Annotated in this window: 8 protein-coding genes and 3 tRNA genes; 3 read left to right on the forward strand and 8 right to left on the reverse strand. The window is 38.8% G+C overall.

What is annotated here, in order from left to right; genetic code table 11:
* The first annotated feature begins 284 nt into the window (after positions 1–284).
* Both lpxH and xthA read left to right on the forward strand, forming a co-directional pair.
* Positions 285–1,034, forward strand: a complete 750-nt coding sequence (gene lpxH / locus C3B55_RS02690) for a UDP-2,3-diacylglucosamine diphosphatase (protein ID WP_129211243.1) — start codon at positions 285–287, stop codon at positions 1,032–1,034.
* A 5,310-nt stretch (positions 1,035–6,344) separates the two neighbouring features.
* Positions 6,345–7,157 carry an exodeoxyribonuclease III gene (gene xthA, locus C3B55_RS02695; RefSeq protein ID WP_129211245.1) on the forward strand — a complete coding sequence of 271 codons (813 nt, stop codon included), beginning with the start codon at positions 6,345–6,347 and terminating at the stop codon, positions 7,155–7,157.
* Between the two features lie 3,451 nt (positions 7,158–10,608).
* Here the strand turns inward: xthA and C3B55_RS02700 are convergent.
* From C3B55_RS02700 to C3B55_RS02735, 8 genes are all read right to left on the reverse strand, one after another.
* Positions 10,609–12,471, reverse strand: coding sequence for a SurA N-terminal domain-containing protein (locus C3B55_RS02700; RefSeq protein ID WP_129211247.1), 1,863 nt, complete (start codon positions 12,469–12,471; stop codon positions 10,609–10,611).
* A 211-nt stretch (positions 12,472–12,682) separates the two neighbouring features.
* Positions 12,683–12,955 (reverse strand): HU family DNA-binding protein, encoded by a 273-nt coding sequence (locus C3B55_RS02705; RefSeq protein ID WP_129211249.1) that lies wholly within the window; start codon positions 12,953–12,955, stop codon positions 12,683–12,685.
* A gap of 161 nt (positions 12,956–13,116) precedes the next feature.
* A complete protein-coding gene (gene lon / locus C3B55_RS02710; RefSeq protein ID WP_129211251.1) occupies positions 13,117–15,513 on the reverse strand; it encodes an endopeptidase La in 2,397 nt (798 codons plus the stop codon).
* A gap of 206 nt (positions 15,514–15,719) precedes the next feature.
* Positions 15,720–17,003 (reverse strand): ATP-dependent Clp protease ATP-binding subunit ClpX, encoded by a 1,284-nt coding sequence (gene clpX, locus C3B55_RS02715; protein WP_129211253.1) that lies wholly within the window; start codon positions 17,001–17,003, stop codon positions 15,720–15,722.
* 106 nt (positions 17,004–17,109) lie between these two features.
* Positions 17,110–17,751 carry an ATP-dependent Clp endopeptidase proteolytic subunit ClpP gene (clpP, locus tag C3B55_RS02720; RefSeq protein ID WP_129211255.1) on the reverse strand — a complete coding sequence of 214 codons (642 nt, stop codon included), beginning with the start codon at positions 17,749–17,751 and terminating at the stop codon, positions 17,110–17,112.
* 1,498 nt (positions 17,752–19,249) lie between these two features.
* Positions 19,250–19,334 (reverse strand) — tRNA-Leu (locus tag C3B55_RS02725).
* A 58-nt stretch (positions 19,335–19,392) separates the two neighbouring features.
* Positions 19,393–19,468, reverse strand: a tRNA-His gene (locus tag C3B55_RS02730).
* A gap of 31 nt (positions 19,469–19,499) precedes the next feature.
* Positions 19,500–19,576, reverse strand: a tRNA-Arg gene (locus C3B55_RS02735).
* A 251-nt stretch (positions 19,577–19,827) separates the two neighbouring features.
* Here C3B55_RS02735 and folD point away from each other — a divergent pair.
* Positions 19,828–20,685: a bifunctional methylenetetrahydrofolate dehydrogenase/methenyltetrahydrofolate cyclohydrolase FolD gene (gene folD, locus C3B55_RS02740; protein ID WP_129211257.1), complete on the forward strand. Its 858-nt coding sequence runs from the start codon at positions 19,828–19,830 to the stop codon at positions 20,683–20,685.
* The last annotated feature ends 2,719 nt before the right edge of the window (positions 20,686–23,404 follow it).

Raw genomic sequence — 23,404 nt, forward strand, 5'->3', positions numbered from 1 at the left:
ATACATTTAAATCAACCACTATTAAAATAGTATTTTCATCGTGTGACTAGTAACTATCCTGGTTTAAGATAGATGTTTAGAATCAGGATTAAAAGAAACAAAAGACCAGCCACTAAAGCGTTTAGAACTAAATAGACAGCAACATTTTTAATCGACACTTAATATTGTCACTATTAGGCCAATATCATCGTTTACAAGATTACATGTATGCAGATTATCAACAAAGTCGGTTACCATAGCTATCCGGCAGAGAACATTACCATTGAGAAAGCCGAGATTGTTTGGTGATATTACTGATTTCAGATTTACATTTAGCAGAAGAACGCCCGGATATTACCCTGGCGTTTCTAGATTTACTCTATAGCCGTGCCCATAGAATCAAGGTATTGTATATTCTAGGAGACTTATTTGAAGTTTGGATTAACGATGACGGAATGACAACTTTCCAACATTTGATTTGTGCGGTGCTGCGTAAGTTAAGCAACAGCGGTGCCCTAGTTTTTATAATGCACGGCAATCGTGATTTTTTAATCGGTAAAACATTCTGTAAAGCAGCAGGCGCCACTTTGCTTCAGGACCCAACTGTTGTGCAATTTTATGGTGAGCCTGTACTGTTAATGCACGGCGATAGCCTCTGCACTCGCGACATCGCCTATATGAAGATGCGATGTATATTACGTAACCCTATTACGCTCTATATCCTACGTCACCTACCTTTGTGTGCTAGACATAAGCTCGCAAGCAAGCTGCGCAATGCAAGCCGCGCAAAAACAAAAGCTAATAACATTGTTGATGTGACACCTGAAGAAGTGCCGCTCGTTATGCAGCATTTTGGCGTGCGCACCATGGTTCATGGCCATACGCACCGCCCGGCGATCCATGAGTTACAGATTGGAGACCAGGTAGCCTGGCGTATTGTGTTGGGCAGTTGGGATCAGCATGGTTGGGCGTTGCAAGTGGATGAGCACAGTTTTACACTATCGTCATTTAATTTTGTGAGACCGCTGCTCAGGCAAACCAGCTATCATATTTAATGAACAAATTTTTAATGGCAGGAGCTTCCTCTCCTGACCTTCCAGTAAATAGACAATATTTCTAATCATGTACTCATGGTCAATCCTATGAACATTCATTTCAGTAACTTAAAGTAATCTATATCAGGTATTTATAACATGCCTAGCTATCGCAAACTTCATCCAACTGCACCATTGGGCTTTATGCTTTGCCTTGCTTAACATATAGATAAGCTAGTAAATCATTATGTTCTCACTCAATGTGTGCATAATGCTAGTTTGTGGCGGTATACATAGATCTAAATTGTTAGTGATTACATCAAGCTATAGCTACTGTCGCTCAGGGTTAGCATGAAAAGCAGTGCCGCTGCTAATTACGTATTAGCAGTTGTACGAGAACAGATATGAATTAAACCAATCAATATCATTGGAGGAGCTGACACGCATCAAATAAATCAAGCCAATCGCCATAGCCGTGCTATTTTTTACTACATTGTACGATGCGTTTAGCTAAACAGCTAGCAACCGGTGCATGCTAGTTTAATCTGGGTACTTTGCAATTTTTTTGTTTCGTATCAATTAATTACAACTGAGAGCTAAATTCCAGCCTTTTAAGGCTATCTGTATTACTACTAAATATCTATACAAGGTGCACTTAGTTGACGATCACCAAAATTTAGTATCTGGCTAGTACATATAATATTGTCATTAGCATGGTCATGCACGATATGCACTTAATCTAGATTGCTATTAGTCTTGATTATTTTATCGGCGATGGTCAAACACGATAGCTAGCTAGCAGACTGCGGCAGCACGCACTTGCCCACATAAGGTTCAAACTATTCTCAATAGCATTATGCCACCGATATTACCAGTATAAAGCTTGTTAGTGTCACATAATTACCACTCTAAGAATTAACGTTATTAAATTAAACGTAACTAGCTAGATCATTCATCGGATGGACGCAGATATGCACCAGCATGTCAGCCAAGCGCTAGCCACCTTCTATGACCATCAAATACAGATGACTTCCAACCTTGCTTGGAACGCTTACACGTCAGCAGGTCCAGTCATATTGTTTGATGGTCATAGAACCTATGTTTAGCAACAGATTTCGGCATAGCTCAGCTAATTGCTATTGCTGTAATGCTGATTATGCAATTCTTGAGTAACCTGGCTCAGCCAGACAAGCTAGTCAAGGCAGCGCTTAATGCCAGATATCATATGTAAGTCGGTCGCTGAAAATCAGCTTATTACTAACTAATCAGCAACCTTTAAATAAAATTTAAAAGTTTACTTGGTGATTCCATAACGTATGAATAAGGTATAAATAAATTTATTAGCTAGCTATGCCAATCGCAACTTCCAGGTAAATCTTTTTTTGCTAAACAGATACAACACAATATAATGGTATTAGTATGGCTCAAACACTCCAGCGCCGTAGAGTAAGCTAAGCTTTTAGTCATATTAATTGATTACTACCATAAAAGCTTTTTATCGTTACCATAGTTATATAGAGTAGGGAGCGTTAGGTGCTCATGGCTTATTGGCGAGATCCGAAATCATCTATGGTACTATCTATTATGTTTTAGACAAGCAATGCTTCAGTAGGCATATTATTATTTTCATTAGTATTGTTGTAGCAATAACATTGCACTAAGTGCGATAGCGTATTTTTTATAACGTCGTTAACTCACAGACAATCTGTATAGCTGGTTACTCTTTGCACCGCTGCTACTCAGACGAATACCAGCTGTAACTGTTCTGAGGTTATCGATGATAGTGCGTGTAGCTTTGATCGTAGCAGGTAAACCAAAACTAACAAAGTTAAGATAGCCTTAATTTAACCTCCACGTCGATATCCATAACCATCGCTATCGGCAGTTTGTTATGCTCAATCTAGTTGACGGCGATCACTGTATCATTCAATCTTTTAACTATTGACAGCAGCAGTTTGCATGCAGTGATTATGTGCCGTATAGCAATGTGTTTTTAGCTGACAATCGCTAACTTATCATCCTTGAGATCGCATTGCTTATCTGTGTCGCTACGCTAGCTGCCGTTAAAGTGAACGCTTTTACCGAAAATCAGCACCTATAAGCTTAAACCTTAAACGCTGAGATAAAACTTAAGCTTATCAACTTCACAGTTGATCTAGACTCGCATTGTTAGCAATCCATGAGTGCTACAAGCCAAATCGGATTTTATGGCCATGACTGTTGAAGTTTTTTCTATCAACATAAACCGGCTAGCAACGAATAGGATTTGGTTAGGCTAAGAGTGTTGATAATCAACTTATCCTTTAGCAAGGAGTTGATCTATGATTATGATGTCAAACTACAAAGTTATGCTTAATGCTAATGCACTAGTGGTTGATGGTCGTTTTAAACTTCAATAGAATACTATCGCTGGCACTTATAGAAACTACGTTTGTTTTGGATAGCTAGCAAGGCTAGGTCAAGTTATAAAGCAAAGTTAAGCTTGCGATGCCAAGTAAAATACTATGGCAAGAAAATTTCTTGAATATACAGCGCTGATTGTAGCAGTATGAGCAACACTGCTAGACATCTAGCAGCACTCAACAAGAGTCACCATGCCAATTTAGCTAGAAGTTTGATTGTTGCTTAAGTATAAAACTAATCAATTCTAACTACTGGCTTGTATATTTATCTTAAATATAGACCTGCCTGGATCCAGTTAGACCTTCTGGTTTTGAGATCGCCTTAAACACTAACGGTGGCTGGTATACTACTTTGAGTATTACCAAATCGAATATCGCTATACTTGAAAGCTGATTTTTTTACTGGCTAGGCTTTCTCATAATATAGCATCCAGACTAAGATTTCGCAATTAATTATTGGCAAAGTCTAATATTATAGGTAAGCCTATTGGTTGGCCAAATAACTGCAGTTATGACCAGGTTATCGCACCAGCTTAATGTCAATCTGTTAGGCTAAATGTTACTACAAGTAACTATTATTACAAATATTCTGGTTAGTAGTATCATCTAGCCAACCTACTTTTTGCCTGCAACTTTGGCTGTTAGCTACCAGAACCGCTTAGTTTAGACACATTAATTATCCTTTAGATCGAAGCCTGCATTCCTGCTGAAATGTTTATTTTGGCTCGCTTTTAGTATGTAGCAGGCCAGCAAGTGAGGTAGGCGAATCCGTCGTCCAGTTTATTCAGTTCAGTACTTACAAACTCAATATTATGTCTAACACAATTAACCTTGCTCGAGTAGAACAAATTGTTTGAGATCTCTGCTCAGTGTTACAATAATACTGAATTGACCAACCTAGCTAATCAAAGCCAACCTTAAGATTTCTCAAGTAATTGTCATCTTTGTGAGAAGTTACGCCTATTGAATATATAACGAGACCTAAGTGAAACATAGTTAATTAATCTGAGCGTCAGTGGTGCAGTCTTGATTGCAATCCATTTTAATGCTGAACGTCAGGCTTTGCTATCACCGGCATTCAGCTCCCGGATGGGAATCTATTCACCCGTAGTATTGGCCTTGTCTTACTAGCATCAATCCATCAAGTCTTTTTCTGCATTTAATACTGACGCTGCTTAGCGTTGGTCATTATCGTTCATGTTGCTTGTGGCAGTTGAGGGTTTAGCTCATTACCTTGTCTGGCAGCTCCGTAATGACTTTTAACCCATTAACAGGTAATAATATAACTGCATGAATAAGCTCTTTATTTAGCAAATATAGATAGTCGCTGAGCTTGATGTAGCTGATAGCCTGCTACTATCCGCATCAAGCTTAAAGGTATTAAGCAGGCTTAGCGCAATTAACAAAGGTGCACCGCTAATTGCTGACCATTAACCTCTTCACTACCATTGAGTAATATGAGTAACCGATGCGAACGTCGCTTAACTAAATTACAACTAGTACTTTAAATACCAAGCATGGATTGAGAGAACGACTGCTCAGCTTATTGCTCAATATAAATTATTGTTCACCTAATGACCAGTCAAACTGTAGCGCATTGAACTCAGCTAGACCGTCTTCCTTGCTGAAAAAGCAAATAAGCAAACACCATACTCTGGCTACCTAAGTAGCCATGTAGATTTTCAACATCAACCTAGCATCTAACCCAGCAGCTACCTAAATTCCAAGCGCTATCCACAGGACCAATAAGCTCCATTACGAAAAAACTACGGTCCAGCCACGTATTACAGCTCTAGTTCCGTTGCAAATTATAAACTAATGTCACACATATATTCTGGAGCATACGGTCGGCCAAGAGTTTCTTGCTAATTAAATACCTATTGAAAACAATATAGCATAAAACTTTTATATGAATTAAACGCTTAATATGTTCATAGTTACCGTGCGTTAGCATAATGCTAGATTTTAGGTTACTTTTTTAAACATTACTCAAACCTCAAGGCTTTAATTTTAATGATTTGAGCAGTTTTTTAAACCGGTCATATTTCACAAATATGTTAGATTACTCACCTAGGTTGATAGTCAGTGTTAAACATAATTTTTTGTCACCCTAGATATTACTAACAATCCACGATTGATAAAAGTCCAAGGCTCTAGATATCTTACAGACCTATTTGTTGGTGCTAAGACTAACTATAGCAATAATTTTTCATCATAATTAGCCAGCTAAAATGACAGCCTGCGGCTGTTAGCTTTAAATATTTAATTTGAGATGCTTAGTACATATATTACTAGATTAGTAGACTCCTGAAATCTACATTGTTTAAATAATTTTATCCTAATTTATTGTAGTAAGTGATAATTATAGTTTTATATAAAAAATATATATTTTCAAAATCAATCCTATAGCAACCTCACTTATTTCTTTATAGCTCTAACGTTTATAGAAATCCAGGTAACGTTATACTCTTAGCTCAGTACTAAATATAAAGAATATTGGTCTTTGACGTACTAATTGCACGCTTTTAGCAACTGCTCACAGTAGTGCTTGCCCTATAATTGCGGGTACATGCCCAACAGCGATAAAAATGTATAGACTTTTTAGGTAAGCATACCACAGTGTAGCATAATGATATTCTAGGTAAAGCCTGTCCATGCCGATAAGCCTTGATACAATAAAGAACTGGCGTCACTAAAATAACTATTGTTGATTAGACAGATTTCTGGAAAGCAGTAAAAGTGTCAGACATGCATTATAGTCTGGTCTCACTAGACGTTACTTAAAGGACAGCGCTCTTATTGATAAAGAGCTATACAATGCTCGTCGTTCCCAGAAAAAAATAGTAGTGCATAAGCTATACTGCTACAAATAGCTACCGGCTGACTTGTTAGCTAGTATTAACATTTTATCTAGACTAGATTACTAAATATGAAAATTGTTTCCTTCAATATTAACGGTTTACGTGCTCGGCGTCATCAGTTAGAGGCTTTGATCGAAAAGCACCAGCCTGATGTGATCGGCTTGCAAGAAACTAAAGTTCACGATGACCAGTTCCCGCTAGCTGAAGTGCAGGATCTTGGCTATCAAGTGTACTACTATGGGCAAAAATGCCACTACGGCGTAGCCATACTTTCACGTAAAGAATTTTTGAACGTACACAAGGGGTTTGCCAGTGATAAGGAAAATACCCAACGACGCTTTATATGGGGCATAATCACTGATGAGAATGATAACTCCATCATTATTATGAATGGCTATTTCCCCCAAGGAGAGAGCCGTAAACACCCAATCAAATTTCCAGCTAAACAACGCTTCTATGCAGATTTACAGCAACTCCTAGAAAGCAATTTTAGCAATAACCAGGCATTAATAGTAATGGGCGACGTGAATATATCCCCGGAAGATTCTGACATCGGTATCGGAATTGGCAACGCTAAGCGTTGGCTAAAAAATGGTAAGTGCAGCTTCCTACCGGAAGAACGCGAGTGGATGGTTCGCCTAAAAAATTGGGGTTTAGTGGATAGCTTCCGCCACTTAACTCCCGACGTAAACAATTGCTTCAGCTGGTTTGACTACCGCAGTCGTGGGTTTGAGGATGAACCTAAACGTGGACTGCGCATTGATGTGATTTTAGCCTCCACTGGCTTAGTGCCAAGGCTCAAGGAAGCCGGTGTAGATTATGAGTTGCGTGGTCTAGAAAAACCATCTGACCATGCGCCTATCTGGCTAGAATTAAATTAATCCAAAGACTGATAATATCAAAATATGGAAGCTAATTTAAAATTACATCAATAACAGTATTGAAACTTAACTGACTTAATCTGACGGCACCTGCTTTTGACTGCTGAAGGTGCCGGCTTGATACAAGCACAGCTTGTTCTTGCAAGACTTTCCAATTAATACTTTTGAAGCTATTGATTGGCGTTCTAGATGCAGGCTGTACATTTTATGTATACAAGATTCTTAGACTATTAGTATAACTAAGTTAGGCTAACGCTATTCAATAATTTGATAAAGTATCATACCATATAGGCAAATAGATAATAAACTAGATACAGGCGCTAAAAAATAGCAAGTAATCAATAAAATTGATCAAAGTAAAATAATGTTTATATAGTACATAGTAGCCTATAAGCTTAAGCACCGTCTTTAGTACACCGCAAAGCTAATACTAATTTTGCACACTCATCACACTACGAGATCAAGGATAGATAACTATATAAGCAACAATTTCTTAGGTAACTAGGAAACCTAGCAACAGAACTAGTAATCGCTATCAACTGCTTCGCAATTATCCTGCAACAGCAAACACAGTTAAATTCTGTGTCACTAGCATAGATACTTGATAGCAAGATCGTCATTTTAATGAAGCTTAGTGATGTACACTATACTATTTATTTTATCAACATAGCTCACGCTTTAGCTAGCAGCAGCGAATAATTAGTATGGATAGTAAATAATAGTTAACAAGTAGCCTTCAGAGCCCGTACTTTACATGCTTGCGCACTTAACAATCTACAAGTAAGCAACAAGCAAATGAAAAGCTATAGAACTAATGTTCGATGCTTTATTCATTTAGGTTCCTTGAGTTGTACTGATTGATTAACTTCAAAGCTACGCTTCATGCAACCTATTTGAAACTATAAACATAACAATAGTCGTAGAGAATCTCTATACAGATCTTTCCGCTAGCTTCATATGCTGAATTAATCACAACTTTATACTTCTACGCTTCTTCATTGGTGCAAAATTTAGTTGCACTAGCATGTACTCATACATTTATTACTTAAGGCAATGCTTAGCTATACATCATACATGCAAACTGTTTTCTGCTGTGCTATGCATAAACTACTAATGCGCGCAGTTATATACAATGGTTATGTTTACTGCTATAGTCGCTGCTTATCTAGCCTTGACTAAAGAGTGCCATTTAAGTGCAATATTAACTGCCAAATATACACATCACTCTGACTATTAACGAAGTTAAGCCTACCAATTGTAGGAATTTGCTAGATATCAAAATAGGTAATAATCTTTACTTATTAACAAAACTTAAAGTGCCCACATCTAAAACTAGTAGTTTACCTACACAAAGGCGTAAAGCTAAGGGTTTTATCAATATAAAGGCTATCTTCATGCTGTTAAAAACATATCAATACCTAGCTGATGCTAAATAGCGAAAAGAATAAACTAGTTAGCGTAGTCAATACACATAGCCAGTACTGTTATTAGCGTACTCATAAGTTATTAGTTTTAGAGCATTAATGCTGCTTAAACATAGCTTTATCAGTAATAACATATGCATGATTACGGCTAATAATGCTACTGGCATAAGCCAGCTGAATATTTAATTGTAACACATTGAAGCCGTGTTATGCCTGTTTATCCCACGCTATATGCGCCTCTTAGCCCAGGCAAACCATTACGCTGGCTAAGCTCTAGACTGAGTTTACGACATAACTATCATACAAACATATCCAATGTAAATAAAATGGTGCACATATTAATGTGTTTTGAAGCGCTATACGGATCCAACATAATTGTTACAAATTACACTTTGATAAGATATCTGAATGTTGGACACACATAACTATGCATTTATTTAGTCAACCCGTATAATACGTATAAATGCTTTTTAATGAATTCGATCATCGCTGTTTGACTGTAGCAATTGTTAAGCTAGGCGTCCAATAACTAATGCAAGTATAGTTTGCAGCAATCAAGCTATAAGCGATGCACTGCAGCACACAGCACAGTGTGCTAGGTGATAAATTGAAACTCTTTTAGCACCACGCCAATCAGCTGCGTCTCAACCAAAAAATAGGAGCTTTGCTTAATCCACATCATTACACTAGCATCTAACAAGCTATTATTGAAATTACGTAAACACGAGTTAGAGTAGTTAGCTAGCAAGCCTCCGCATTCATTTAATAGCGGCAACGGATCTGGTTTAGAATAAATAACAATCATGTTTGCAGTTATCCACCTAAACACAAAGCAACAGACTTTGCTAAAGATGGTGTTTAGTTTTACATGTTTTTAAACTATATATGCTGTAGTCAGCCTGTGACCTGCATTCACAATACGTAACTTGCGTTTAACAGGCAACTGCCTACTAGCCTTTGATTTTATCTTAACCTAAACGTTTCAACTAGTATCCAAATAGTAAAACAAGCAAAACCCAATGGGTGGCGTGGATTGCGATGAGATCAGTGATATTTTCTTTAACAGTAGGTATTACTACCTCAAATTATCTTCTTGATAAAGTATTAATATATAGCTCATTTGCTAGTATTGTAAGCGGTTTATAGAGAAACAATCTGCATGCTTAGCCTGCAGTGCAATCATATGATAAAAATATCATGGCGTAGATATTTTTATCATATGATTAAAGTAAGTAGCCTTGGGATAATTTAGCGCTAAGCTTTAATATGTAATTAAAATCGAAAGTGCATTTCTATTAAAATTACAAGAATCTGTAGTAAATTTACAGTATGGATCTTTAATCCATTAAACATATATCGTTAACTATTAACTGTGGGTGGCTGATAACTGTATCAGTTTACTATTGATGACAAATAACTGCTGTGCCTTAGTTCACAGCATTACTGTAGTATAAGTTAACACGTACTACTTTATGGTTGTACGTATTTTGCTTTGGTGTTTACTTGGCTGGCTACTCTGTACAAAGCTAATAGCAGTATAGCCATGAGGCTGGGCAGACTACATTTGCAAAACCGCCATCTAGTGGATTAAACTTCTATCTGTATGTTATAAATCTAGTTGTACATGTTTAAAACCTACGTATACACGAAACTTGCTTTGGTGATCCTTACCCTGATCACTAAAAGTCAACTTATAATTTTAATATCAAAAAGCAATCTGATACTATCAGGCATATGCCTGATAAACTAATAGTCTAATAAACTAACTCTCGCAATCGACTAAAACCAATAAAAACCAATCTTAAGCTGCTTGGCTACTGAAGCAGCTCAGCGCAAATTAACGTGAAATATTGTCGATCAATAAACTAAGTAAACTGTAAGAATTAACCACTAATAAAACAGCTATATAGTTAAATTACAGCATACTCAAGTTTTTTGGGTAAATCAATCTAATCAAGAAGCTGCCTAGAAAACAAAAAAACCTACAAGGTTTTTAAAAAAAGGATGGGTTTGTATTAACCCATGCATTAAAATTTTTTAATGTTAGCTTTAGCCTCTAACTGCTTACAATACACAGCAAAATCTTGATGGCCGCTACGCGAAGCAAGAAGGCGGCGGTATTTTAACTTTTCTTCAGCTGTTATCGCAGCCACTTCGTTTACGCTGTGCAAGCGTACAATCAGCAGGCTACCATCTACCATCTCTACAGTTGCCAAGGTTGGTTTGTTTGTAGCAATTGGCTTTGGCATGCGAAATATGGCTTGTAGCAGATTTGGATCGAGCTCTTCTGCGTTACGACTAACTGATTTAGTCATCGTCCAGACTTGGCTATCAATCGGCTGATTTATTAATATCTTACCATTGCGAAGACTAGCAATCAACTTATCAGCATTAATTTTAGCAGCCGCATTGGCGCGCTCCTTGATCATCCTAGCACGGATTATCGGTGCTGCGCTGTCTAGTGGCAGCTGCTTGGGTTGAAGATGCTCTTTAGCACGCAGCACAATAGTTGTTTCCGAGTTTAGCGCAATAGCAGTACTATTTGCATTTTCATACAACACTTCCCGGCTAAATGCAGCATTGATCACATTACGGTTTGCTGCAAGACCTTCCCCGCCTTTACGGCTAAAAGGTCCGAAAGTGTGCACAGTTAGTCTCAAGTCAGACGCTAACTGGTCTAAGTCGAAAGTTTTGAATGCTCCATCTTCTAATTGCTTGATCGCTTCAACATAACGTTGCTCAACCTTCTTGCTCTTAAGCTCGCTAGTCAGCTTATCTTTCAAACTAGCAAACGTTGGTGCTTCATGTAATTTAATACCCAATAACTTTATTAGGTGCCAACCAACAGTAGTACGTACTGGAGGTGATATCTGATCTTTATTCAAAGCATACAATGCAGTCTCAAAGTTAGAATCGTAAACACCTGGGCTGATCAAACCAAGGTCGCCGCTATTTTTAGCTACACCAGGATCATTGGCTATATCTTCAAACTTATCACCATGATTTAAGCGTGTCTGAATTTCTTCAATCTTCGCCTTAGCTTGCGCATTGGTAGTCTTTTCGTTAACTTCAATCAAAATATGGGCAGCGTGACGCTGTTCAGCGAATTTAGCTATTTCTTTTTGATAAGCGACCTGCAGCTCATAGTTACTTACGGTGACCTGGTTAAAAAAAGAAGGCTTATTTAGCTCTATATAATCAATGATTACTTCATCTTGAGTCATAAACTCTTTAGCATATTGGTTATAGTAAACTTTAACCTCATCATCAGTTAGCTTTATAGTAGTAGGATCAGCCTTAATACTCATGGTATTAAAGCTACGCGTCTGCTTTTCCAGACGAGCAAAAGCTAACACCTCGACATCAGTGACAAAACTGCTATTTATTATACCTCTGCGAAGTTGACTGATTAGCATTTCCTCAGCCTGCATCTGACGGAATTGCATGCGGCTATAACCCAGTTGACGGATTACTAAATCAAAGCGTTTAGCACTGAATTTATTGTCTACTTGAAATTCTGGAGTCTCTAATATCATCTTATCTAGCATAGCTTCAGAGAAGCTTAACTTTAAATCAGCAGCACCTTGCAGTAATAGCTTGCGATCAATCAACATCTTTAAGACCACTTCGCGCAACAATGTTTCATCCAATAAGGAATCTTTAAAATCCTTACCAATCTGCTGCATCAGCTGGTAGCGTTGTATGTCGATGGCCCGGCTCAGTTCAGTTTTAGTGATTGCTTCACCATTAACCTCTACCACGCTTTGACTATTCTCAGTAGAAACATGAAAAATAGCCTCGATACTAGTCAATACCAGCAATACTATTATTATGCAGATAGCAGTTTTGGTAAGCCAGCCTTGTGAATTATCCCTAATATTTTGCAACATACGTACCCTAGAAGCGTTTTATCTTCAAGCATTAGGCAATCGTGAAACTTAGATCAAATCTAAGTAAAAAGCGCATTTATCAGATGCGTATTTTTTATGACTATAGAAGTAAAAATTGAGTGGACTGATCTAATGGGTACCTAGGTTAGCTGCTGTTTTGCGGCCAGGCTAGACCTATATTTGACTCGTGGTTAAGCTTTTTAAGCGAAGCTTAGTTGACAGCTTCTTTTAGGGCTTTGCCAGCCTTAAAAGCTGGTTTTTTAGCGGCAGCGATTTGTAGTGCTTTGCCAGTCTGCGGATTACGACCAGTGCGGGCTCTGCGATCAGTCACAGAAAAAGTACCGAAGCCTACCAGTATTACGGAGTCGCCAGCCTTTAAAGCACCAGTAACGGATTCAATTACTGCGTTTAATGCACGGCTAGCAGCAGCTTTTGAGATATCAGCAGATATGGCGATAGCATCGATCAGTTCCGACTTATTCACTTTAATGCCCCCACTTATTTTTTTTAATATATTGAATATAATTCTCAGTTTTTAGTGAAAACAAAAAACTGGTGTTGGATAGTCCTAAATCCACTTGAAAAGCTGTTTTATAACAAGAGCTTTAAAAAGCTGTCAAGGCAACCAAAATTGCATCAATCAAGTTAATGCGTGCTAATTCTTTCCTGGGAGTCAGACTCGCGTTGCTCATCCTTTGATACAAGCTCTTGGGCTACATCCGATAATGGCTGTGGTGCGTATTGCAACGCAATCTGTAAAACTTCATCAATCCATTTAACTGGTTTAATCTGCAAATCTTGCTTGATATTGTCAGGAATTTCTTTCAAGTCACGAACATTTTCCTCAGAAATTATTACAGTCTTAATACCACCACGATGTGCAGCAAGTAGTTTCTCTTTTAGACCACCAATTGCCAATATTTGGCCACGCAGAGTAATTTCTCCAGTCATGGCAACATCAGCTCGCACGGGAATACAAGTCAATACCGACACCAATGCCGTGCACATACCTACACCAGCGCTAGGACCATCCTTAGGAGTCGCTCCTTCCGGCATGTGGATGTGGGTATCATACTTTTCGTGGAAGTCTAGTGGAATACCCAAGCTCTTCGCGCGACTACGGACTACAGTCTGTGCAGCTGTAATAGATTCGACCATCACATCACCCAGTGAACCAGTCTTTATTAATTGACCCTTACCTGGAATTACTGCCGCTTCGATAGTCAATAATTCGCCGCCTACTTTAGTCCATGCTAAACCAGTTACTTGCCCTACCTGATCCAGCTCCTCAGCCAAACCGTAACGGAACTTTTTCACGCTGAGGAAATGTTCTAGAGAATCAGCAATTACCTTCACAAAGAAGCGTTTTTCTAACGTATGCTCTTTAACTGCCTTACGGCAAATCTTTGCAATCTGATATTCAAGGCCTCTCACACCAGCTTCGCGAGTATAGTAACGAACTATATCGCGGATCGCATCAACCTCAAACTCAATCTCACCTTTTTTGAGGCCATTGGCCGAAATCTGCTTTGGTGCGAGATATTTAACTGTAATATTGATTTTCTCGTCTTCGGTGTAACCAGGCAGACGAATAACCTCCATCCTATCTAGCAGAGCTAGCGGAATGTTCAAGGAGTTAGAGGTGCACAGAAACATTACGTCAGACAAGTCATAGTCGACTTCTAGGTAGTGGTCATTGAAGATATGGTTTTGTTCAGGGTCGAGCACCTCTAACAAAGCCGATGACGGATCGCCACGCATATCACTACCTAGCTTATCGATTTCATCGAGTAAAAATAGCGGGTTACGTACACCTACTTTTGTCATCTTTTGAATTAATTTTCCTGGCATCGAGCCAATGTAAGTACGGCGATGACCGCGAATTTCTGCTTCGTCGCGCACGCCACCTAGGGCCATGCGCACAAATTTACGATTAGTGGCATTAGCAATTGATTCTGCTAACGAGGTTTTACCTACACCAGGAGGACCAACTAAGCACAATATTGGGCCACGAATTTTCTTTACACGCTTTTGAACTGCGAGGTATTCAAGGATACGTTCTTTAACTTCTTCTAAACCATAGTGATCAGCATTAAGAATATTTTCAGCGCGGGTTAGATCCAGGCGTACTTTAGTTTTTGCTTTCCAGGGCACTTGTACTAACCAGTCTATGTAAGAACGAACCACAGTGGCTTCGGCCGACATTGGTGACATTTGTTTCAGTTTATTGAGCTCAGCTATAGCTTTAGTAAAGGCGTCTTTGGGCAGACTAGCTGCATCAATACGCTTTTTTAGCTCTTCAATTTCGTTGTGGCCATCTTCGCTATCGCCGAGTTCTTTCTGAATAGCCTTCATCTGTTCATTTAAGTAATACTCGCGTTGGCTGCGCTCCATTTGTTTTTTTACACGGCCACGGATACGCCTCTCAATCTGCAGCAGATCAATTTCGCCACCTAGAAGTGCTAGCACATGCTCAACACGATCTGACAAGTCGATAATTTTAAGAATGTCTTGCTTTTGCTCGATCTTCAGCGCCATGTGCGCAGCCATAATATCGGCTAGACGGCTTGGCTCATCGATGCTATTTAAAGAAGATAAGACTTCAGCCGGGACCTTCTTACCCAGCTGCACGTACTGCTCAAACTGTGAGAGCAGGCTGCGCACAAACACTTCGGATTCACGCTTCGGAGCCGAAACCTCGTCAATTAGCGCTACCTCAGCACGCAGGTATCCGTCTAATTCTACAAAACGCTCAACTGCGCCGCGCTGCTCGCCTTCTACCAGCACTTTGACGGTGCCATCTGGCAACTTAAGCAGTTGCAATACGGTAGCAATGGTACCAACACGATACAGGCCATCTTTACCTGGATCATCATCAGTAGGATTTTTTTGAGCCAATAGCAGAATCCGCTTATCGCCAGACATTGCGGTCTCGAGGGCTTCGATAGACTTCTCTCGACCAACAAATAGAGGAATGACCATGTGCGGATAGACAACTACATCACGCAAAGGCAGGAGAGGCAATTCGATGATTGTCTTCATGATTTTGCCTTTATGATAATTGAAAAGTGAGCCTTAAATAAGGCTGATGGTTACGTGCAACAAAAACAAACTTAATGGCACTAGTTAAACGCATAAATCAATATAAATTTATCCATAAAGCAAAAAAATTACTATTATGAAGCGAGCCTATAAAGGCAAGCCATCACTCATAAAACTTATTGCCTGTCACTGTAACAGCTCAGCGCTTACGCGTCTGGTGCAGCCTTAGCATTCGATTGACTGTTTTCATAGATATACAGTGGTTTGGACTTGCCTTCAATAAGGCTTTCATCGATTACTACTTTACTGACCTCAGACTGCGAGGGGATTTCGTACATAGTGTCAAGCAATACGCCTTCAAGAATTGAGCGTAGACCACGTGCACCGGTTTTACGCTTCAGTGCCCACTTGGCTATAGACTTGAGCGCATCAGTACGGAACTCCAGGTCTACACCTTCCATCTCAAATAGCCTGGCGTATTGCTTGGTCAAGGCGTTTTTCGGCTCAGTGAGAATCTGAATTAGAGCAGACTCATCTAGTTCATCTAATGTCGCTAGGACTGGTAAACGTCCAATAAATTCAGGGATTAGACCAAACTTAACAAGATCATCAGGTTCGACTTGACGTAGTGACTCGCCAATATTTTTAACTTCTTTTTTACTACGCACTTCTGCACTAAATCCTATTCCACCATGCGCAGAGCGATTTTGAATAACTTTTTCCAGACCAGAGAAGGCACCACCACAGATGAACAATATGTTGCGAGTATCAACCTGAAGAAATTCTTGCTGTGGATGTTTGCGGCCACCCTGTGGGGGTACAGAAGCAATCGTGCCTTCAATTAGCTTTAGCAAAGCTTGTTGCACCCCCTCACCAGAAACGTCACGAGTAATAGAAGGATTCTCAGACTTACGTGAAATCTTATCTATTTCGTCGATATATATAATGCCCATCTGGGCCTTCTCTACATCATAATCACACCTTTGCAACAATTTCTGAATGATATTCTCGACATCTTCACCTACGTAACCAGCTTCAGTAAGAGTGGTAGCGTCGGCAATAGTAAATGGAACGTTTAGCAGACGAGCGAGTGTCTCTACAAGTAAGGTTTTGCCTGAACCTGTAGGACCTATCAACAAGATATTGCTCTTACCAAGCTCAACTTCATCACCTTTTTTATCATGTTGGTTTAAACGTTTATAGTGGTTATACACAGCTACTGCTAAAACCTTTTTTGCGCGTTCTTGACCAATTACGTATTGATCAAGAATGCCGCTAATTTCTTTAGGAGAAAGCAACTTGTGTAAATCGTTTTCAGCTTGGGTTTCTTGTACCTCTTCACGGATGATATCATTGCACAAACTGACGCACTCGTCACAGATAAACACTGATGGACCGGCAATCAATTTTCGTACTTCATGTTGGCTTTTGCCGCAAAAGGAGCAATAGAGTAACTTGCCATTGTCTTCACTGTTGCAGGTGTCAGTCATTCGTTCAATCCAAATCCGATAGGCGTGCAACACAAGATGAAGACTTGTGCTGGCTTTTTCAAGCCCCGCAGCGGTTCGTATACGCTAAGTAGGTTTTTAAAGCAGTTTATATTTCAAAAGGGCGCTTATCGATTACTTCGTCGATCAGCCCATATTTACGGGCGGCTTCAGCGCTCATAAAATTATCGCGATTAGTGTCGTGCTCAATTTCTTCTAGGGTATGTTTGCTATGTTTAGCCATCAGCGTGTTTAAACGCTCACGAATAAATAGAATTTCCTTAGCGTGAATTTCAATGTCTGACGCTTGACCATGAAAACCACCTAACGGCTGGTGAATCATTACGCGAGAGTTTGGCAAGCAGAAGCGTTTGCCTTCGGAGCCAGCAGTTAGCAGGAATGCTCCCATACTACAAGCCTGACCGATACACGTAGTCGACACGTTTGGTTTTATAAACTGCATAGTATCGTAAATAGACATCCCTGCCGTCACAGAACCGCCCGGGGAGTTGATGTAAAGGTGAATGTCTTTATCCGGGTTTTCTGCTTCAAGAAACAGTAGCTGAGCACAAATCAAGTTAGCCATGTAGTCCTCTACAGGACCAACCAAAAATATCACTCGCTCCTTAAGCAGACGCGAGTATATGTCATAGGCGCGTTCGCCACGAGCAGATTGCTCGACAACCATCGGAACCAAGCTGCTGGTAGCCTGTATATCAGAGTTCTGCTGAATATAGAAATTACGGAACATGCTTTACAGTTACCCCTGAATAGTCATATCTTGAAATTACATAAGAACAGGACAATACTGGCTTATTGCTGTATTTAGAACAAGTTGAGCAATCTATCGATTGCTGATATTATTTACACTAATTAAACTGCTTTTTTATAAGAAGCAACTTTGTCGGTTACCTTAACTCTCTACAGAACAGTATCCATGAGTTGTTTTTCTAGCATAACTTAACGAAGTAATTTCAGTGGTGCTGGTTATTCCTATAGTACCAAGCCTTAATCTGCGCAAGCTTTTAGTAAACTGAAGCTATGTTCTGGATCTTTTCGCAAACGTTATTTTCATTAGACTTAAGGTTAAATTGCTTGATTACTGCAGTTATAACTAAACCAACTATTATGCAGCACTTAGGCTTACTTTTTGAACAGCTATGCTATACTGGAAGTTAGTCAAAATTAATATTGCTACTGAACTGATAAACTAAATTGAACAGATAAACAATCTGCCTTTGAATAAAAATATTCTAGGTACTTCAACTAGCATTGCTATGTTAGCCTATCAAGTTTAAGGTTGCTAATAAGATTATTAATTGGCTAATGTGGCCTACGCTTCATAATTCTTACGCATTCGATAAGAAAACTTTCGGTATCTGTCATAATTGACTTGGTGGCTTTATCAGATAGGTGCAAATTCTGGTGGTCAGCAGAGAAAATTATGGGTTAGAGAGTATTCTTAAGTAGATTTTGCGCTAGCCTGGTCATCGTTAAAGCTAGGAGTCATGCAGTTTAAATCAAACACTAGCTAGATGCTTTTAGTAGAAACAACTGCGAATATTTCGCTAAGAACTTTATCAGCGTTCATCAATATTTGACTGGCCAGTTTTTCTATAGCAGCGCAATCAGTTAATTCAAAACAAATATTTTTATATAAGCAAAAATCAATAGTATTTTCTACAGATAAAAGCCAGACATATCAATGCTCAAGCGCCAATATTAGTGATGTCTTCAAAAAAAACTAACTGAATTAAGAGATTACGCTACCACACTGCTACAGTGTGCATACTGATGCTTAGCAAAGAAAAATTATTTTTAATCAACTTGTATTATCGAAAAGCACTTTATACTAATATTGAGCTATAATGACTTTTTATGTTAATGTAAAATGTTGTAAAATGTTATCGCTGTTTAGGCTTGAAAACTGCGTGAATTTTTTCAAAGAAACTCAGTCTGAGCCTGATTATCAATCAGGCATCTGCACCAACCACATTTTAATCAATATGCCTATGCGCAATCATTGCTATAGACAAAAGTCGCATAGCATCCAAACAAGTGCGTATCGCTACCTAAACCTAATTTTAATATTGCTATTATATAATTTTTTTAAACCCTCAACAGGTAGGTCACTACTATAGTGACCTACCTGTTGAGCTACGCCATTGATTTATATTGTATTAATAAAGAATTCTGGCATCTCATTTGTGGATTTTTACTTGACTTAAAGGCTTGACGACAATTTGTATTGGTGCGGATGAAGAGACTCGAACTCTTACGCCTCACGGCGCTGGAACCTAAATCCAGTGTGTCTACCAATTTCACCACACCCGCGCTTTGAGCTCTTAAAATTAAGAGCACTAGACAATTAATTTAGTGTTTTTTCTAAAACTGGGGTGGACGAAGGGGATCGAACCCTCGACAACGGGAGTCACAATCCCGTGCTCTACCAGCTGAGCTACGCCCACCGTATATTGGTTACATATTAACACTACATTGTGGCGCACCCGGCAGGACTCGAACCTGCTACCATCCGCTTAGAAGGCGGGCGCTCTATCCAACTGAGCTACGGGCGCCTTATTAAGCTGCACTTTTAGTGCTGCTAATTTTACTAAAACAATACTTTTAAGATTATGCTAGGCACGTAATCTGTAATTGTGGCTATTATAATATAGATATATTTGATACTAGTCAATTTTTTTAAAAAAAACTTGATTTTTATTTAATTAGTTAGAACAATTTACAGATAATTGACTTTGCCAGTACGTAACAGCGTGTCAAAGTACACCAACTTTTATTGCCTCATCTTAATGGTTAATCACGCGTAATGACTGCACAACTTATCGACGGCAAATCAATCGCCGCCAGCCTGCGCCAGCAGATAACCAAAAGAGTAACTGAGCGCCGCCTACAATACCTGCGTACGCCTGGCCTTGCAATGATCCTGATCGGTAGCGATCCAGCCTCTCAAGTGTATGTTTCGCACAAACGTAAAGACTGTAAAGAGGTTGGTTTCATTTCTAAAGCCTACGATTTGCCTTCAGAGACTACCCAGCAAACCCTAACCAATCTGATCGATAGCCTTAACGATGACCCAAGTATTGATGGCATCCTACTCCAGCTACCGCTACCAGAGTACTTGGATGCCTCTAAGTTACTGGAACACATTCGCCCAGATAAGGACGTCGATGGTTTCCATCCATACAATGTCGGCCGCCTAGCCCAGCGCATTCCGCTACTACGCCCGTGCACTCCAAAAGGTATCATGACGCTTCTAAAAAGCACTAGCGTCAATCTATATGGCCTCAATGCAGTAGTCATTGGTGCTTCTAACATCGTTGGTCGCCCGATGGCTATGGAGCTGCTGTTAGCCGGCTGTACTGTGACTATCACCCACCGCTTCACTAGGGACTTAGTCAATCATGTTCGCCGTGCTGATCTGGTCATTATCGCCACAGGTAAACCTGGCCTGGTCAAAGGTGAATGGATTAAGGAAGGGGCGATAGTGATCGACGTAGGCATCAATCGCCTAGAAGGCGGCAGGCTGGTAGGTGATGTAGTATACGAAACTGCTTTACCTCGTGCAAGCTGGATTACACCAGTGCCAGGTGGTGTCGGACCGATGACTCGCGTTTGCCTGCTGGAAAATACGCTATATGCAGCAGAAAAGCTACACAGTGAATAGTTGATTTCACTGAAAAACCCTGCTTTATCGTAAAGTTTTTACGGTCCGCATAAAAACTTTTACAACCTTAAACCTTTTACCTAAATCTAAAAACATTCGATAGATATTCATTCATACATATAAAATATGATTGCATTAGTTACACTATTTTACTACGTACCACACTTCCAAACCCTAGATCGCTTACGACAAAACCGTATTAGTTCGTCTCTCAACCAATAGAATCTCTATTCTAACAACTTTAACGTTCCCATGCTAATCGCTTCCGCAAGTAAGCTATGAATCCGCCTAGTGATGCTAGCAGCTACGCATATACACCTTAATTTTTCCGATATAGGCCACCCAGCCAAACACATCAACTTAGATATTAAGTTAAACAATAACAACCTTAATATAACTAGCCTACCCAAACAAACTTCCTGATGTTGATGATCAACATCAGTCACCACCAGGCATTACTGATGATACTTGATACTTTTGGCAAATTTATCTATTCACCAATGTAATGCATATCCACAACCAGGTTGTGATTGACAGAAGCATTTCTGTGCCGGATATAAATTTTCGCTATAAGCGCTAACAAAAACCTGAAAATTACATAACGCCGCTAAACTGAATTAATCTTACTTTTTATCAGAACATTAAGCTCATGTATCATCACCTTCTCTTGCCTAATCTAGGCTTTAGCATTAAAGGGTATCAAAACCGCCATCAATTGAATATCCAACTAATACATCATTAGTTCTTATTCACACATGAATATCTACATGTTGTATTTAAGGTCACTTTTCGTTTCGTGACTCGATAAGTATTAAAGACTTACTGAGTAAGCAGAGTGTCATTAAAATTCTTTCTAGCGACAGTGTATCGGTCAAAGACCCGAATGCATTTCGGTATGCCTTAGCATGAAAAATCAATACATTATCAAGTTGTAAATGCTCTGCTAGACCTACTAATCTCAATATAAGCCATAAATAGATTGCGACTCGCTACGCGCATGCTAGCAGTAATAAAATTTATATACTATAACATATAGTATAATGTTTTGCTACCTTAATTAGGTGCCAATAAAAACAAAGATCACAACTAAATCACATTTAGATAAATAAGAATCAGGTTTGGATATAATCAAAAACTAGAACGACTCGATTATTACTAAATCGCAAGCAACTGCCTGGTTAACGAACAAGTCCATCAAGAATACTGTATTCGCTATATCTACATGGTACAAAGAAATAAGCATGAGCCATGCAATAACGATTTCCTGTTGATCTATGGCTAACTAGCAGTGATTGCCACTATGTTGTGTGATACATAATGAACGTCAAAAACTATAGCTATTAACTCAATGCTAAACTTGCCACATTCTTCAAACTAAAGTGTATTAAATTTAGCTAGAGCAGTAAATTAATTCTATTTATTATAACAATCCTACGGTGTATCATGCACAGTAGTGTCCAGGCTTAATTTAACTAGCATGTAGTAATAGTCAACCATGATGCTCTTGCATCCGACATCGTTTTGTCTGTGTTTACTAATTATTTTCGTTTGGTTTTATTCTTTAAATAATATCACAAACAGGCGATAAATATGTAGTTGGCTACTTCAAATTAACAATTGTCATATACGCATTAGTCGCCCATATGCTCATCTATAAAATCATTCGGCGTTTTTACTAAAATGTACATTTATTATGCTTATCTTTAAGGATTATACAAACATAAGTATATAATAATTAAGCATCCAAGTACTGCATTAATAGAGTGATTTAAATGACATGGTCTTACTTTAAGAAGCTTGCAGTAAAACACTGGAAATAATTCACATGCGTAATTTCCTATAGATTATAGGCTTGAAGAGCTGCCATATATAAAAATAAATATATCTGCAATTAATCTTCGGTCATTACTTGTACGTTACTTAACATAATCAAAAAACATGTGCTAGATTATTAGCTAGGTCATACTGCTAGGCCTGTAATTATATTCCATTAGAGCTGTTAGTGTATAAAAGCTGATAAAGACCACAGCGAAAATACTGCAAGCATTTATTATGTTAGTTATATCCACCAATATCATCGGCCTAACAGCAAACCTGCTAGCTACATCGATGTTTTCGTCGATATAAAAAATTCTAGTTATCTCCATTGGTTTGGTAGTATAATGACATGTTACTGGATTCCATAATCATTCTAGTAACAACTACCGAAGAGCGCTATTTGGGCTAACACCGTTGACAATATCTAAACTTTAGAATTGCAATAACTGTCAAGCAAATATATTACCAAGCTAAACCATATGCAAAATATATTATTTTGTTCGATAACAGTCATAACGTAATTGATGAGTTTAACTGATTATTAACTAAGATAATTGGTGGTGCGATCATAACCATCGACTAAGTTAACGTGTGCATGACGGCTCATTCTTGATCACCAAACTACGAACGTTCTATACCGCAAGGTTAGTATAATTAAACGCAGGAAAATATCCTATATACCTACGATGGTAGGCTGTCGCTACGGAATAACTGAATGCCTCCAGTGGTTAGATATAAAATCATGCTATCAACACAACATAACTGGCTTAAAAACAACACTACAATCGTATAATATAAATACAGAAGAATAATCTTGCCCCTAGAAAGTAAAACAAGCGTTCGCGGTAGTTTAGGCGCAAAACTAAAATCCACTACTTCAACCTTTAAACTCTAAACCTAA

The organism is Candidatus Pseudomonas adelgestsugas, from assembly GCF_004124255.1.
Classification (GTDB): Bacteria; Pseudomonadota; Gammaproteobacteria; order Pseudomonadales; family Pseudomonadaceae; genus Aquipseudomonas; species Aquipseudomonas adelgestsugas.

What these genes read in the sequence shown, in the direction of transcription:
- xthA (WP_129211245.1), top strand. Translation starts at nt 6,345, where the DNA reads ATGAAAATTGTTTCCTTCAATATTAACGGTTTACGTGCTCGGCGTCAT.
- C3B55_RS02700 (WP_129211247.1), bottom strand. Translation starts at nt 12,471, where the DNA reads ATGTTGCAAAATATTAGGGATAATTCACAAGGCTGGCTTACCAAAACT.
- lon (WP_129211251.1), bottom strand. Translation starts at nt 15,513, where the DNA reads ATGAAGACAATCATCGAATTGCCTCTCCTGCCTTTGCGTGATGTAGTT.
- clpX (WP_129211253.1), bottom strand. Translation starts at nt 17,003, where the DNA reads ATGACTGACACCTGCAACAGTGAAGACAATGGCAAGTTACTCTATTGC.
- clpP (WP_129211255.1), bottom strand. Translation starts at nt 17,751, where the DNA reads ATGTTCCGTAATTTCTATATTCAGCAGAACTCTGATATACAGGCTACC.
- folD (WP_129211257.1), top strand. Translation starts at nt 19,828, where the DNA reads ATGACTGCACAACTTATCGACGGCAAATCAATCGCCGCCAGCCTGCGC.